This is a genomic window from Sphingobium sp. R-21 (assembly GCF_049913335.1).
In the GTDB taxonomy this organism is placed as follows: domain Bacteria; phylum Pseudomonadota; class Alphaproteobacteria; order Sphingomonadales; family Sphingomonadaceae; genus Sphingobium.
Window position 1 is genome coordinate 1,121,810 of record NZ_CP184374.1, and the last position, 14,331, is coordinate 1,136,140.

The 14,331-nt window shown below is 62.9% G+C and carries 15 protein-coding genes; 5 read left to right on the top strand and 10 right to left on the bottom strand.

Annotation, left to right across the window (positions count from 1 at the left end; genetic code table 11):
• Positions 1 to 18: 18 nt before the first annotated feature.
• Together ACN9MX_RS05245 and ACN9MX_RS05250 are read right to left on the bottom strand one after the other, a co-directional pair.
• Positions 19 to 420, bottom strand: a complete 402-nt coding sequence (locus tag ACN9MX_RS05245; protein WP_363734640.1) for an acyl-CoA thioesterase — start codon at positions 418 to 420, stop codon at positions 19 to 21.
• A complete protein-coding gene (locus ACN9MX_RS05250) occupies positions 420 to 1,706 on the bottom strand; it encodes a pyruvate dehydrogenase complex dihydrolipoamide acetyltransferase (RefSeq protein WP_363754747.1) in 1,287 nt (428 codons plus the stop codon). Before ACN9MX_RS05250 ends, ACN9MX_RS05245 begins: the two co-directional genes overlap by 1 nt.
• A 204-nt stretch (positions 1,707 to 1,910) precedes the next feature.
• Here ACN9MX_RS05250 and ACN9MX_RS05255 point away from each other — a divergent pair, with 204 nt between their 5' ends.
• Positions 1,911 to 2,366, top strand: coding sequence for a universal stress protein (locus ACN9MX_RS05255; protein WP_363734638.1), 456 nt, complete (start codon positions 1,911 to 1,913; stop codon positions 2,364 to 2,366).
• Between the two features lie 60 nt (positions 2,367 to 2,426).
• Here ACN9MX_RS05255 and ACN9MX_RS05260 read toward each other — a convergent pair whose 3' ends face one another.
• From ACN9MX_RS05260 to ACN9MX_RS05275, 4 genes are all read right to left on the bottom strand, one after another.
• Positions 2,427 to 3,221: an ABC transporter permease gene (locus tag ACN9MX_RS05260; protein ID WP_133652168.1), complete on the bottom strand. Its 795-nt coding sequence runs from the start codon at positions 3,219 to 3,221 to the stop codon at positions 2,427 to 2,429.
• The gene (locus tag ACN9MX_RS05265) at positions 3,218 to 4,150 is read right to left on the bottom strand and encodes an ABC transporter ATP-binding protein (RefSeq protein ID WP_133652169.1); all 933 of its coding nucleotides are present in this window, start codon (positions 4,148 to 4,150) and stop codon (positions 3,218 to 3,220) included. Before ACN9MX_RS05265 ends, ACN9MX_RS05260 begins: the two co-directional genes overlap by 4 nt.
• A gap of 68 nt (positions 4,151 to 4,218) precedes the next feature.
• A complete protein-coding gene (locus tag ACN9MX_RS05270; protein ID WP_363734635.1) occupies positions 4,219 to 4,848 on the bottom strand; it encodes a class I SAM-dependent methyltransferase in 630 nt (209 codons plus the stop codon).
• A 95-nt stretch (positions 4,849 to 4,943) separates the two neighbouring features.
• Complete coding sequence (locus tag ACN9MX_RS05275) at positions 4,944 to 5,822, bottom strand: LysR family transcriptional regulator (protein WP_363734634.1); 879 nt, start codon at positions 5,820 to 5,822, stop codon at positions 4,944 to 4,946.
• Positions 5,823 to 5,932: 110 nt separating this feature from the next.
• Here ACN9MX_RS05275 and ACN9MX_RS05280 point away from each other — a divergent pair, with 110 nt between their 5' ends.
• From ACN9MX_RS05280 to mmsB, 3 genes are all read left to right on the top strand, one after another.
• A complete protein-coding gene (locus tag ACN9MX_RS05280) occupies positions 5,933 to 7,075 on the top strand; it encodes an acyl-CoA dehydrogenase family protein (RefSeq protein ID WP_363826141.1) in 1,143 nt (380 codons plus the stop codon).
• Positions 7,076 to 7,089: 14 nt separating this feature from the next.
• Positions 7,090 to 8,172 (top strand): enoyl-CoA hydratase/isomerase family protein, encoded by a 1,083-nt coding sequence (locus ACN9MX_RS05285; protein WP_426387296.1) that lies wholly within the window; start codon positions 7,090 to 7,092, stop codon positions 8,170 to 8,172.
• Positions 8,173 to 8,279: 107 nt separating this feature from the next.
• Positions 8,280 to 9,242 carry a 3-hydroxyisobutyrate dehydrogenase gene (gene mmsB, locus ACN9MX_RS05290; RefSeq protein ID WP_414714713.1) on the top strand — a complete coding sequence of 321 codons (963 nt, stop codon included), beginning with the start codon at positions 8,280 to 8,282 and terminating at the stop codon, positions 9,240 to 9,242.
• A gap of 165 nt (positions 9,243 to 9,407) precedes the next feature.
• Here the strand turns inward: mmsB and ACN9MX_RS05295 are convergent, their stop codons facing one another.
• The 3 genes from ACN9MX_RS05295 to folE form a co-directional block, all read right to left on the bottom strand.
• Positions 9,408 to 10,184 carry an enoyl-CoA hydratase-related protein gene (locus ACN9MX_RS05295; RefSeq protein ID WP_426387297.1) on the bottom strand — a complete coding sequence of 259 codons (777 nt, stop codon included), beginning with the start codon at positions 10,182 to 10,184 and terminating at the stop codon, positions 9,408 to 9,410.
• A gap of 90 nt (positions 10,185 to 10,274) precedes the next feature.
• A complete protein-coding gene (locus ACN9MX_RS05300) occupies positions 10,275 to 11,117 on the bottom strand; it encodes an SDR family oxidoreductase (RefSeq protein ID WP_363734629.1) in 843 nt (280 codons plus the stop codon).
• Complete coding sequence (gene folE / locus ACN9MX_RS05305) at positions 11,114 to 11,722, bottom strand: GTP cyclohydrolase I FolE (protein WP_363734628.1); 609 nt, start codon at positions 11,720 to 11,722, stop codon at positions 11,114 to 11,116. Before folE ends, ACN9MX_RS05300 begins: the two co-directional genes overlap by 4 nt.
• Before the next feature lie 154 nt (positions 11,723 to 11,876).
• Between folE and ACN9MX_RS05310 the strand changes: the two genes are divergently transcribed.
• A complete protein-coding gene (locus ACN9MX_RS05310; RefSeq protein ID WP_363734627.1) occupies positions 11,877 to 12,479 on the top strand; it encodes a nucleotidyltransferase family protein in 603 nt (200 codons plus the stop codon).
• Position 12,480: 1 nt separating this feature from the next.
• Here ACN9MX_RS05310 and ACN9MX_RS05315 read toward each other — a convergent pair whose 3' ends face one another.
• Positions 12,481 to 14,151: an MFS transporter gene (locus ACN9MX_RS05315; protein WP_426387475.1), complete on the bottom strand. Its 1,671-nt coding sequence runs from the start codon at positions 14,149 to 14,151 to the stop codon at positions 12,481 to 12,483.
• Positions 14,152 to 14,331: the final 180 nt, after the last annotated feature.

A 14,331-nucleotide genomic window follows, 5' to 3' on the forward strand; every position in this document is an offset into this window, starting at 1 on the left:
GCTTTTCTTTTTTGTTTTTTACGCCGCCGGGAAGGCGGGCACGGAACGGGGCTGGCGATCTTCTCCGATCGCCACGAAGGTGAAGGTCGCCTTGGTCACGCGATAGGAACGGTCGTCATGACGGGTCCGTCGCCAGGCTTCGACCTCGATCTTCATGGAGGTACGGCCCACCGAAATAAGCTTTGCGAACACGGAAACCTCGTCGCCGACCACCACCGGACGCAGGAAGGTCATGCCCTCGACCGCGATGGTAACCGCGCGGCCATGGCTATGGCGGGCAGCGACGGAACCCGCCGCCGAGTCCATCAGGCTCATCAGCCAGCCGCCGAAAATATCCCCATAGGGATTGGTATCGGCGGGCATGGCGATGACCCGCACCGCCGGACTTTCCGTCGGTGGCTGCTCATCTAGCGGGGACATCAGGCCAGCATGCCAATCGGATTTTCGACCAACTCCTTGAACACCTGCATCAGGCGGGCGCCGTCGGCCCCGTCAATGGCGCGATGGTCGAAGCTGCCGGTGGCGGACATGACAGTCGCGATCTGCAGGGAGTCGTCGATGACGAAGGGCCGCTTTTCGCCGGCGCCAATGGCCAGGATCATGCCCTGCGGCGGATTGATCACGGCCTCGAACTGCTTGATGCCGAACATGCCCATATTGGAGAGCGAGGCGGTGCCGCCCTGATATTCCTCCGGCTTCAGCTTGCCGTCCTTGGCGCGGCTGGCAAGGTCCTTCATCGCGGTCGAGATGGCGGCAACGCCCTTGCTGTCGGCCTCGGTCACGATCGGGGTAATCAGTCCGCCTGGGATGGACACGGCGACCGAAATGTCCGCCCGCTGGAATTGCAGCATCTGATCGCCGGCGAACTGCACATTGCATTCCGGCACCTGGATCAGCGCCACGCCAAGCGCCTTGATCAGAAGATCGTTGACCGACAGCTTGACGCCTCGCGAGGCCAGGCCGGCGTTGAGTTCGCCGCGCAACTTCAACAATTTGTCGAGCTGAACATCCACGGTCAGGTAAATATGGGGCACCTGCTGCTTGGATTCCGTCAGGCGCCGCGCGATCGTCTTGCGCATGCCGCTGAGCTTGATGACTTCATGCGGGATGCCGAAATCCTGCGCAGCGGCAGGAGCAGCCACAGATGCAGCCGCAGGCGCTGCGACGGATGCGGGAGCAGGCGTCTTTGCTGCAGGTGCAGCGCCTTCAAGGTCCGCCTTCACGATACGACCATTGGGGCCCGTACCGGTAAGGCCAGCAAGGTCGAGGCCCTTGGCTTCGGCCAGGCGGCGGGCCAGCGGGCTGGCCTTCACGCGGTCCTTCCCGGCCCCGGCTTGCGCCGGTTCCGCCTTTGGCGCGGGCGCAGGTGCCTGCGCGGCGACCGGCTGGGCCTGCGGGGCGGCACGCTCCGCGGGCGCCGCCTTGGGAGCGGCATTTCCTGCTGCTGCCTGAGACACATCCTCGCCCTCTTCCGCGATGATGGCGATGACGGTGCCGACCTTCACACCTTCCGATCCTTCGGCAACCAGTATCTTCGCAACGACGCCCTCATCGACCGCTTCGAATTCCATGGTCGCCTTGTCAGTCTCGATCTCCGCGAGCAGGTCGCCGGAGGATACCGTATCCCCCTCCTTCACCAGCCATTTCGCCAGCGTCCCTTCTTCCATCGTCGGGGAAAGGGCGGGCATCTGGATCGTCTTACTCATGGGTGGAAGGCCTCTCATCTTATCCGGCGTGGGGCTGATGGGCTTCGTTTCGGCGCTTTGGCCGGAACGGTCAAGGGCAAGCCTTGCGCAGCCGCCCATAATCCGCCACATTTCACCACACTGGTTCACAGCTAACCATATGGGTTCAGCGCGCGCCGGTTCTGAAGAAGACCAAATGGTCGTTACTCTGTAGGGACGCAGCAGATGCGGACATATCTGGTTGTGGTGGACGAATCACCAGAGGCAGAGACGGCGCTCCGTTTCGCCGCGCGACGGGCCGCCAAGACGGCCGGTGCGGTTCGCATCCTGGCCCTCATTCCCCCTGCCGAGTTCGTCCAGTGGGGCGGCGTGCAGGCAACCATGGAGGATGAGGCACTTCAGCGCGCCGAAGCCCTGGTGACAAGCGCCGCTGGCACGCTGACCGACGAATCCGGCATCCGTCCCAGCATCACCGTGCGCCAGGGGGATCCGGTGACGATCGTACGCCGCACGCTGGATGAAATGGACGATGTCGCGGCACTGGTGCTGGGCGCGGCCGCCAGTGGCCATCCGGGCGTCCTGGTCTCCCACTTCGCGGGTGCAGATGCGGGCAAGCTGCCCTGCCCGATCATGATCATTCCCGGCGGCCTGGATGCAGAGGCGATCGACCGGTTGAGCTGAACCGTCCTGCCATCGATCCCGAATCCGGGCAGCGGCGTCAGAGGGGAGCCTGCCCGCTCGCTATTTCTTGAGGCGATAGCCCGTCCGGAACATCCAGCCGATCGCGGCCAGGCACAACGCCAGCATGCCGGCGACGAACAGCAGGCTGAACTCGATGCCGACATCACCCCGTCCGAAGAAGGTCCAGCGGAAACCGGAGATGAGGTAGACGATCGGGTTGAACAGCGTGATCGTTCGCCACGGCTCCGCCAGCATATGGATAGAATAGAAGGCGCCGCCCAGGAAGGTCATCGGCATGATCAGCAGCAGGGGGATGACCTGCAACTGCTCGAAACTCTGCGCCCATATGCCCAGGATGAAACCGAACAGGCAGAAGCTGATGGCGATCAGCATCATGAAGGCGACCATCGCGACCGGGTGGGCGACATGGATGTCGACGAACAGATGGGCGGTGACGAAGATGATGGTGCCCACGATCAGCGACTTGGTAGCCGCCGCGCCGACATAGGCGATGATCGTCTCCACCGCCGAAACGGGAGCCGACAACAGTTCATAGATGGTGCCAGTGAATTTCGGCATGTAGATGCCGAAGCTCGCGTTGAAGATGCTCTCGGTGAACATCGACATCATGATCAGACCGGGCACGATGAAAGCCGCGTAGGGAATGCCATCGATCTGCGTCATGCGCGAACCGATCGCGCCGCCGAACACCACGAAATAGAGCGAGGTGGTGATCACCGGCACCAGCAGTCCGGTCAGCAATGTGCGGCGGAAACGGTGCAATTCGAACTTGTAGATCGCCCAGATGGCACGGTGGTTGAATCGACTTGCCCCTTGGGAATTGAAACCACTCATGCCGCCTGCTCCTGATGGACCAGACTGACGAATATATCCTCCAGGCTGCTCTGTTCGGTGTTGAGATCCTTGTAGCCCAGACCCATGTCACCCAGCCTGCGCAAAAGGGACGACACGCCGGTTCGCTCCGCCTGGGTATCGAATATATATTCGATCTCATGGCCGTCCGCCTTCAGTGTGACCTGCCATTCGCCAAGCTCCGGCGGGACGACGGACAGCGGTTCCGCCAGCACGATCGTCAGCGTCTTCTTGCCGAGCTTCTTCATGAGAGCGGTCTTCTCCTCGACCAGAACCAGTTCGCCCTTGTTGATGACGCCGACGCGATCGGCCATCTCCTCCGCCTCCTCGATATAATGGGTGGTAAGGATGATGGTGACGCCCGTCTGGCGCAGTTCCCCGATCAACTTCCACATGTCCCGCCGCAATTCGACGTCGACACCCGCGGTCGGTTCATCCAGGAACAGCACGCGCGGTTCATGCGAGAGCGCCTTGGCGATCATCACGCGGCGCTTCATGCCGCCGGACAGTTCCAGGATCTTGCTGTGGCGCTTGTCCCAGAGCGAGAGGTCGCGCAGCACCTTCTCGATATAGGCGTCGTTGCGCGGCTTGCCGAACAGGCCGCGGGAGAAGGTGACGGTGTCGATCACCCGCTCAAAAGCATCGGTGTGCAGTTCCTGCGGCACCAGCCCGATGGCCGATCGCGAACCGCGATAGGCGCGGATGATGTCGTGCCCGGCTACGGTGACGGTGCCGCCGGTCGGCCTTACATTGCCGCAGATGATGGAGATCATGGTCGTCTTGCCGGCGCCGTTCGGCCCAAGCAGCGCGAATATCTCGCCCTCCTCTATCTCCAGGTCGACGCCCTTGAGCGCCTGAAAACCCGAAGCATAGCTCTTGGTCAGACCGGAAACGGTGATGATGGACGCCATGCGCGGCAATGCCCCCCTATTCTTTGAAGCGCAAAGATAGGGTGCCGCGCCCCGGGCGCAACCGCCGTCTATTCGCCTTTGCGGAAAAAGCGGAAAACGGTGGCGGGTGGGAAGTTGCGAACCGTCTGCCCGATCCGGACCACGTCCAGTCCGAGCGCATCCAGTATTTCCCGATGCACCGGCGGGCGCAAGGAATAGGTGAACTGGATGAAGGCCCCGCCCGGACGAAGCATGCGAAAACTTTCGGACAGGATGTCGGCGTGCATCTGGCGGTCCATGGCCAGCAACGGCAGACCGCTGATCACCGACTGATATTCCCCCGCCTCTCCCGCGGTTGCCGTGGAAACGATCTGGGCGGGCGTTTCCAGCACCGAAACATGCGGAAAGTGACGCCTTAGCCCGCGTGCGAAGGCGGGATTGATCTCCACGACCTCCAGCTTTTCAGGCGGCAGGCCAGTGCCCAATATGGCGCGCGTGAAAACGCCCGTGCCGCCGCCCAGCTCGATCACGCGACCATCCTCCGGATCGATATGTTCCACCATCAATCTGGCGAGATATCGGCTGCTGGGAACGACGGAGGCGGTCTGGCGCGGTTTCTTCACCCAAGCGGCCAGGAAATCCAGATATTCGGCCGCCCGCGTGCGAAAGTCGCTGTTGGGCAGGGCAACTGCCCGACTCCACCTTGGTTTATGTTGCATGAGCGAAACGCGACCATGTTCGTATCATGGGACTCCCTTAGCGAGCCGAACAAGCGTCGTCGATGAATTTTAGGCAGCCGGTTGGCAAAGCGCCCTCATGCTTTCAAGGTTTCGATACGATCCTGCAACCATTGCGCGACGGCCGCAATGCGCGGCAGTTTCTTGAGGTCGCCATGGGTGACCAGCCAGAAACTGCGCATGATCTCCACCTGATCGGCGATGACCGGCGCCAGAGCGGAATCATGGGCGGCGATGAAATCGGGCAATACGCCGATGCCGGCGCCTTCGGCGATCATGCGATGCTGCATGTTGATGCTGGTGGCGCGCAGACTGGCCTCCAGCCCCGCTTCCACCTCATCCAGATAGTCGAGTTCGGGCGAAAAGATGAATTCAGGCACATAGCCGACCAGCACATGAGCGCGCAGGTCAGCGGGATTGCGCGGCGTTCCGGCCTTAGCCAGATAAGCGGGAGACGCATAGAGATGCAGGCGATAGTCGCCCATCCGCCGAACCGACAGCCGGCCACGCTGCGGACGCGCCAGCATGACCGCCATGTCGGCTTCGCGCTTCGACGGATTGAGAAATCCCGATGCCGTGATGAGATCGAGCCGGATGCCCGGATGGCGCCGGTTGAAATCCGCAAGGCCCGGCGCCAGCACCCAGGTGCCAAACCCCTCCGCCACGGACAGCCGCACCTGGCCGCCCAGATGATGCCCTCGCCCCGTCGCCTCCTCCATGGCCGCGAGCGCCGCGCTTTCCACATTCTCGGCGTGGCGCAGCAGCGCCTGTCCGTGCGCGGTCAATATGCGCTCGCCCGCCCCCATTTCGAACAGTTCAGGCCCCAGAGCGCGCTCCAGACGGGCGAGCCGCCGGGCGATCGTCGTCGCATCAATGCCCAGGGACCGCGCTGCCGGCGCGATCTTGCGCGTACGCGCCACGGCCAGAAATACCCTGAGATCGTCCCAATCGAACATTCATCGCCCGCTAACTGCAAAATCGCGGGGATGCTATGCAAAACTGCGTTGTTGCGTGCAATTCCGCATCATATCTAGAGGGAAGTTCAAATCGCACGTCAGGAGAGTTTGTGAGCCAGTTCGATCTCACCGAGGACCAGTTGGCCATTCAGGAGATGGCGCGCCGGTTCACCGCTGATGCGATCACGCCCTTTGCGGCGGAGTGGGACGAAAAGCATATCTTTCCCCGCGACACCATCCGCGCTGCGGCGGAGCTGGGTTTTGGCGGCATTTATGTATCGGAAGAATCCGGCGGCATCGGCCTTGGACGGTTGGAGGCGGCGCTGATCATGGAGGCGATGGCCTATGGCTGCCCGTCGACCAGCGCCTTCATTTCGATCCACAACATGGCTTCCTGGATGATCGACCGTTTCGGCAGCAAGGCGGTGAAGGACAAATATCTGCCCTCCATGGTACCGATGGAGCGGATCGGCAGCTATTGCCTGACCGAAGCGGGCTCGGGGTCCGACGCGGCGGCGCTCAAGACGCGGGCGGCAAGGGACGGCGATCATTATGTCGTCACCGGCTCCAAGCAGTTCATCTCCGGCGGCGGAGAAAATGAAATCTATGTCGTCATGGTCCGCACCGGCGACGAAGGGCCGAAGGGCATCAGTTGCCTCGTCATCGAAAAGGACATGCCCGGGGTCAGCTTCGGCGCGCTGGAGCGCAAGCTGGGCTGGCATTCGCAGCCGACCGCCCAGGTCAATTTCGATGGCGTGCGGGTGCCGGTGGAAAATCTGGTCGGTGGTGAGGGCGAAGGTTTCCGCATAGCGATGATGGGGCTCGACGGCGGCCGGCTCAACATCGGGGCCTGCTCGCTCGGCGGCGCCCAGCGCTGCATCGACGAAACCCTTGCCTACACCAAGGAGCGCAAGCAGTTCGGCCAGAGCATAGCCGATTTCCAGAACACCCAATTCATGCTGGCAGACATGGAAACGGAATTGCAGGCTGCGCGCACCCTGCTCTATGCGGCGGCCGTCAAGGTGACGGAGAATGCGCCGGACAAGACACGCTTCGCCGCCATGGCCAAGCGGATGGCGACCGACACCGGATCCTCCGTGGTCGACCGAGCGCTGCAACTGCATGGCGGCTATGGCTATCTGATGGACTATCCCATTGAACGTTTCTGGCGTGACCTGCGCGTGCATTCGATCCTGGAAGGCACAAACCAGGTGATGCGCATGATCATCGCCCGCGACATGCTGCGACAATGAGCGCGGGAGATTTTATGACTGATGAAGTTCTGATTTCCGTCGACAATGGCGTGGGACGCATCAGGCTGAACCGGCCGAAGGCAATCCATGCGCTGAACACGCAGATGTGCAGCGCCATCATCAATGCCCTGTTGGCATGGAGAACGGATCATTCGGTCGTTGCCGTCATGCTCGACCATGCGCCCTCGCCCGATGGTGATCCCCGGCTCTCGCGCGGTTTCTGTGCTGGCGGCGACATCGCCATGATCGCCAACAGCGCCAAGGGCGACTGTTCCGAAGCCGAGCGCTTCTTCTTCACCGAATATCGCATGAACCATCTGCTGTTCGTCTATGAAAAGCCGGTCATCGCCTTCATCGACGGTATTGTCATGGGCGGCGGCGTCGGGATTTCCGATCCGGCGCGCTATCGCGTTGCGACGGAGCGGACGACCTACGCCATGCCGGAAACGGGCATCGGCCTGTTCCCCGACGTGGGCGGCGGCTGGTTCCTGCCGCGCATGCCGGGACGGACCGGGGTCTGGCTTGCCACGACCGGTGCGCGGATCAAGGGCGCGGATTGCGCCGCCATCGGCATCGCCACCCACTATATGGCGTCGGATAAGCTGGAAGCGGTGAAGGCCCGGATCATTGCCAGCCCCCATGCATTGGCGAAAATCCTGGATGAAATGGCCGACGTGCCGCCTCCCTCAACCTGGGAAGCGCATCGGGAAGAGATAGGCCGCCTCTTCGCATCCGATCGGTTCGAGGACATATTGGCTGCGTTGGAAGCGGACGGATCGGATTGGGCGCGGGAGCAGTCAGCCACCCTCGCCACCAAGTCCCCACAGACGGTCAAGGTCGCGCTCCGGCAGATGGTGGAGGGCGCGGCCTTCACCGATTTTGCGGACAATATGCGCAATGAATATCGCATCGGCTATCATGTCATCCGCCGTCCTGATTTCATTGAAGGCGTGCGGGCCGTCATCTTCGACAAGGATAATGCGCCGAAATGGAGCCCGGCCCGGCCGCAGGATGTGACGGAAGAACTTGTCGACAGCCTGTTCGCGCCCCTGCCCCCGGAAAAGGAATGGACGCCGCTGCCGCAACTGGACGGTTAGAGGCGATGTGCAGGCGATTGCAACCGGTCGCTGGTCAGGAAGTCGCGGAAACTTAGGAATCTGGCGCATCGCGCAGAATGGCGACGAAAGGCCCTCTGCAAGGTCGGATGCGGCAAGGAAGAACGGGAGCGCACAGTTGCGTCGGGCTTGACGCAGCGCGCTCCAAGACAGGAGGAGTGCCTGAAATGAGCCAGACAATCGCCTTTATCGGCCTGGGCAACATGGGCGGCGGCATGGCCGTCAACCTGCTGAAGAACGGCTTTGCCGTGCGGGCCTTCGACCTGTCGGAAGAGGCGCTGGCCAAGGCGGCCGAAGCCGGCGCGGTGCGCTGCGCCAGCGCGGCGGAGGCGGTTGCGGGCGCCGATGCCGTCGTGACCATGCTTCCCGCGGGCAAGCATGTGGAGGGCGTCTACACGGGCGACGTCTTCGACGCGGCGAAGGCGGATGCGCTGTTCCTCGACTGTTCGACCATCGATGTCGCGACGGCGCGGCGCGTGGAGGAGGCTGCCGCCAAGAAAGGGTTCGAAATGGTCGATGCCCCGGTTTCAGGCGGTATCGCGGCAGCCAATGGCGGCACGCTGACCTTCATGGTCGGTGGCACCGATCAGGCGTTCGGCCGAGCCAAGCCGATCCTGTCCGCCATGGGCAAGGCGGTGATCCACGCCGGCGGCGCCGGCAATGGCCAGGCCGCCAAGATCTGCAACAACATGCTGCTGGGCGCGACGATGGTCGCGACTTGCGAAACCTTTGCCATGGCGAAGAAGCTCGGCCTGGATCCGCAAACCTTCTACGATATCTCCAGCGTGTCGTCTGGGCAGAGCTGGTCGATGACCAGCTATTGCCCGGTGCCCGGTGTCGGACCACAAAGCCCGTCAGACAATGGCTATCAGGGCGGCTTCGCCGTCGGGCTGATGCTGAAGGATCTAAAGCTGGCGAGTGAAGCGGCAGCTTCGGTGGGGGCGAGCGTCCCGATGGGAAATGCGGCCGAGTCGCTCTATCAATTGCTCGCCAATCGCGGTGAAGCGGCGCGGGACTTTTCGCTGATGATCGAGATGCTGGAGGGGAAGTAAGCGGCCTACCCCTCCCTCAGCGATTTTAGAGCGGGTTTCGATCTGATTGAATCAGATCGCCGCTCTGATTCCTTGTTTTCCGCGATTTCTTAACCAGCGATCGGTTCCGATCGCTTGGAAATCGCTCTAGCGAAGGCGCGCTTCCAGGGCGCGCCCTCCCGCCGATCAGCGCCCCTTCCAGACGCCCGCGCGTTTTCCGACGAAGGCTTCCATGCCTTCCTTCTTGTCCTCGGTCGCGGTCAGGATCTGGAACAGGCGACGCTCGGTCAATATCCCCTGGGCCAGCCCGGTCTCAAATGTCAGATTGACCATTTCCTTGTTCACCATCGCGGCCATGGGCGGCATGCCGGCGATGGTCGCGGCGGTCTTGAGCGCATCGTCGAGCAGTTCGGCGGCGGGAACGATCCGAGCGACCAGCCCGGCGCTTTCCGCCTCTTCCGCGCCCATCATGCGGCCCGTCAGGCACATTTCCATCGCCTTCGCCTTGCCCACGGCACGGGTCAGGCGCTGCGACCCGCCCATGCCCGGCGCTACGCCCAGCTTGATCTCGGGTTGACCGAATTTCGCCGTGTCGGCCGCCAGGATGAAGTCCGCCATCATCGCCAGTTCGCACCCGCCGCCCAGCGCGAAACCGGCAACAGCAGCAATCCACGGCTTGCGGGTCGCGACGACCTTGCTCTGCCAGCCGGAGAAGAAATCCTCCAGGAAGAAGTCCGCTGCTTCCTTCTCCACCATCTCCTTGATGTCGGCGCCCGCGGCGAAGGCCTTTTCGCTGCCGGTCAGGACAAGGCAACGCTGTGCCGGATCGGCATCATAGGCGGCAAAGGCTGCGCCAAGATCCTTCAGCACCTGGCTGTTCAGCGCGTTCAGCGCCTGCGGGCGGTTGAGCGTGACCAAAGTCACCGCATCCCGTTGTTCGACCAGGATCGTTTCGAATGCCATTGCAGTTTCCCTTCATTGACCCATTGCGATCCGCTCTATGCAGCGAGACGGCGCTTGGCCAGTCCTTGAGGAGCCGCATCTTCGCAGCCGCTATCGGCACAGATGCATGAAATCCCGGTCATAGCTTCGCAAATGCGCGCCACCGTCGATGTAGAGCGTCTGGCCCGTCACGGCGCTGGCACCCGCCAGATAGAGCACGGCCTGGGCGATCTCCTCCGCCTGCGGCAAACGCGCCAGCGGCATCAGGGTCGACAGTCTTTCCATCTGATCGTGGTCATAATCCGGCGTCGCGATGGTAAGACCCGGCGCGACGGCATTGACCCTGATCTGCGGCGCCAGTGTGGAGGCGGAGAGCCGCGTCAGTCCCGCCAGGGCCATTTTCGAAAGCGTATAGGCGAGTTGGTCACCATGCGGGTGGTCGATCCGCTGGTCGAGGATGTTGACGATGCACCGATCGCCCGTTCCCGCAGGAACCGTGGCAAAGGCTTTGGTGAGCAGCGTGGGCGCGGCGCAGTTGACGGCATAATGGCGCATCAGGTCGCCGGCATTGACACTGTCGAGCCGGTCCTGTCCGAATATCGCCGCACTGTTGACGAGCACGTCCGGCGGCCTGCCAAAGCGCTCAGCCACCAGCGCCACCAACTCCTCCGCCCCTTCCGGATCGGCGAAATCGACGGTGAAGCCGTCCCATTCAGTCGCATTATCCTCCAGCGTCAGCGCCAGATGGGAATCCAGCCGGGTATCGTGACTGCCGTGGATCGCCAGCGAATAGCCGGCCTGCGCGAATGCGGCGGAGATGATGCCGCCCAGCCGCCGATGGCCGCCCGTCACCAGCACGAGCCGCTTTTGCGCCAGCGGACGCGCACCGGCCTGTTCCTCGCGCTGCCGGGAGCCCCCAAGGGGCCGATAGGCAGGAACTTCCGGCTCGGTCACGATGCAATCAGCTTGAGCACTTCTTCACGGCTCTTCTCATCATCGCGGAACACGCCCAGCATGCGGCTGGTCTTCATGACGACGTTGGGCGTGCGAACGCCCCGACCGGTCATGCAACCATGCGTCGCTTCGACCACAACGGCGACGCCCTGGGGCTTCAGATTCTCCCAGATACAATTGGCGACCTCCGAAGTCAGTCGCTCCTGCACCTGAAGGCGATGGGCGAACGCGTGCAGCACGCGCGCCAGCTTCGATATCCCCACGACATATTGGCCAGGCAGATAGGCGATATGCGCAACACCCACGATGGGCGCCATGTGATGCTCGCAATGCGACTGGAACGGAATGTCCTTCAACAGGACGACATCGTCATAACCGCCAACCTCATGGAAGATGCGCGAAAGATGATAGGCCGGATCATCTTCATAACCCCGGCAATATTCCTTCCACGCGCGTGCCACGCGTTCAGGCGTCTCGATCAGTCCTTCCCGCTCCGGATCGTCGCCAGACCAGCGGATCAATGTCCGGATAGCATCGGCCACGTTCGCGGGAACCGGGATCTTGACCGACTCGCCCGCAGTTTCCGCGTCGGGATCATATTCCATGGACGGCACCACTCCTCTGTTGCTCAGCGGCATATGGCGACTGATTCGCACGAACGCCAGCCCCCTTTGCCAAGCTGGACATGCCATGCCGTCGGTGGCACATGCTGACCAAACCGGGTGAACCGGGGTCGCAACACATCATCGCAGCGGAACCATGCGGACCGAACAGATCGCCGCCGTCCTCCTTGCAGCGGGCACTTCCTCCCGTTTCGGGGAAGAAGACAAGCTGATGGCCGACCTGCGCGGAAAGGCCGTCTTCGTCCATGCGCTGGAAACCATCGCCTCCATGATCTTTGGGGAATTGGTGGCGGTGGTGCGTCCCATAAGCCAGGCCCCGGTCCTGCATCGCCGGCTGGAACGGCGCGGCTATACCATCATCGTCAATGACCGTCCGGAAGACGGCATGTCGGGCAGCATCATCCGCGCCGTCGAACATGTCATGCCGATACGGAAATGCCGCGGCATATTGGTCTGTCTGGCGGACATGCCCGACGTGCCCCAGACGCATTACAACCGGATCTGCCTCGCGGCCGAGGACATCCGATCCGTCGTCGCGAGCACCGACGGCTTTTCATCCTCGCCCCCCGCATTCATCGGGCGCAAGCATTTTCCCGAACTTCTGGCCTTGCGCGGCGACCAGGGGGCAAGGGCGCTGCTCAGCCACGGTGTGCAGATCGAAACCATGGGTGCCAACCTGCGGGACATCGACACGCCCGAGGATCTGGATCCTGAGCCACGGACGGAGCCGAAATCGTAGATCAGCTGGAACGGGTGGGATCGGTCATGGGATCGCCCATTTCCCGCGGATCGGCCGAACGCCCAAGCGGTAGCGAACCCGTCTGACGTTCCAGCATGCGATGCACGATCGGCGGATTGGCCCCACAGTGCAGGGCGTGGATCGCTTCGCTGTTCGCCCTGTCGGCCACCGTCCGGCGACTGTTGTGGCGGACATAGTCCAGCCAGGTGGACACATGATAGCGCTCCAGCCACAGTTCCGGATCGCCCAGATCGCGCAGCAGCGACCATCCATGGGCGCCATCGCGACGGCGTATGCGGCGACGTTCGCTCATCGCTGCAAGGAAGGGCACCACCGATCCGGCAGCTATGCGATATTCTATGGTGACGACGACAGGACCGCTCCGGGGCTCGATCGGAACCATCGTCTGCGGTTCCCGCCACAGATTTTGAAGATCGAGATTCTGTTCGCCTATTTGCGCGAGCGGCCGGATATATCCGATCATGGCCGAGGCGAACTGGACAGCCGCCGCGCCGTAGAGCGCTACGAGCACACCATGATCCTCCGCCAGCGTGCCGAACAGCCATGCGCCGCCGGCCATGCCGCCGAAGGCCACCATCTGATAGAGAGCCACGGCGCGCGCCACGACCCAGCGGGGCGCCGACATCTGGACGGAAACGTTGAAGGTCGAAAGGGCGACCACCCAGCCGGCGCCCGCCAGCAGCAAACCCGCCAGCGCCAGGACCAGCCAATGGCTGACGGCCATCAGCATCGTCCCGGCCGCCAGGGCGATGGCAGCCGAGCGGACAATGGCCTCGACCGAAAAACGGCGTCGCAACTGCCCCGTCGACAACGCCCCCAGCACCGCACCGATGCCGAAGGCCCCACTGAGCGCGCCGAAGGTCAATGCTCCACCACCCAGCAGGTCACGCGCAACCAGCGGCATCATCGCCGACACCGCGCTTGCCCCGATGCCGAACGCCGCGCTTCGCAGCAGGACGATCTGGATATTGGGCGACATGGCGACATAGCGGACTCCGGCCCGCATCGCGAGACCGATGCGTTCGCGCGGAAGGAGCTGAGGTGGCCGTTCAGGACGCCAGCGGGCAAGCACCGCAACCAGGCCCACATAGCTGATCGCGTTGACCAGGAAGGCCGCCGCCGCACCGGCCGCCGCCACGATCACCCCTCCCAGCGCCGGCCCGATGCTGCGCGCCATGTTGAAACCCATGGAATTGAGCGAAACGGCGTTGGGCAGGGCCGCCCTGGGCACCATGTCCCCCACTGACGCCTGCCAGGCCGGCCCGTTGATCGCGGTGGCGCAGCCGACAAGGAAAGTGAAGCCCAGCAGCGCCCATGGTGTCACCCACCCCATCCAGGCGAACAGAGCCAGCAGGGCGGAAACGAGGAGCATGAAAAGCTGGCACAGCAGCATCACCACGCGCCGGTCACTATTGTCCGCCACGGCGCCTGCCCAAAGCGAGAGCAACATGATCGGCAATGTCGTCGCGGCCGGAACCAGAGCTATCATCTGGGGCGAGGCGGACAATGAGGTCATCATCCACTGCGCGCCGACCGACTGGATCAGCCCGCCGAAGTTGGAAGCGAGGCTGGCCCACCAGATCGCCCGGAAGATCGGGATCGACAAGGGCGAAGGCGCTTGGGAAGGGTCCGATTCTGACACGCCCTCCATGAAGCGGAATAAGGCCAACGGGTCAAATCCGCGAATCGGTAAAATGACGAAGCGATCAGCCGGTTGATGCAGAGCAACCGTCGCAGCCCGATGACGTTACGGTCGGGCGGGGTGGCGATTGAGACTTGCACTTTACGTAAACGTAAATACATTCGCAGCGAACATCCGGCGCCCAGCGGA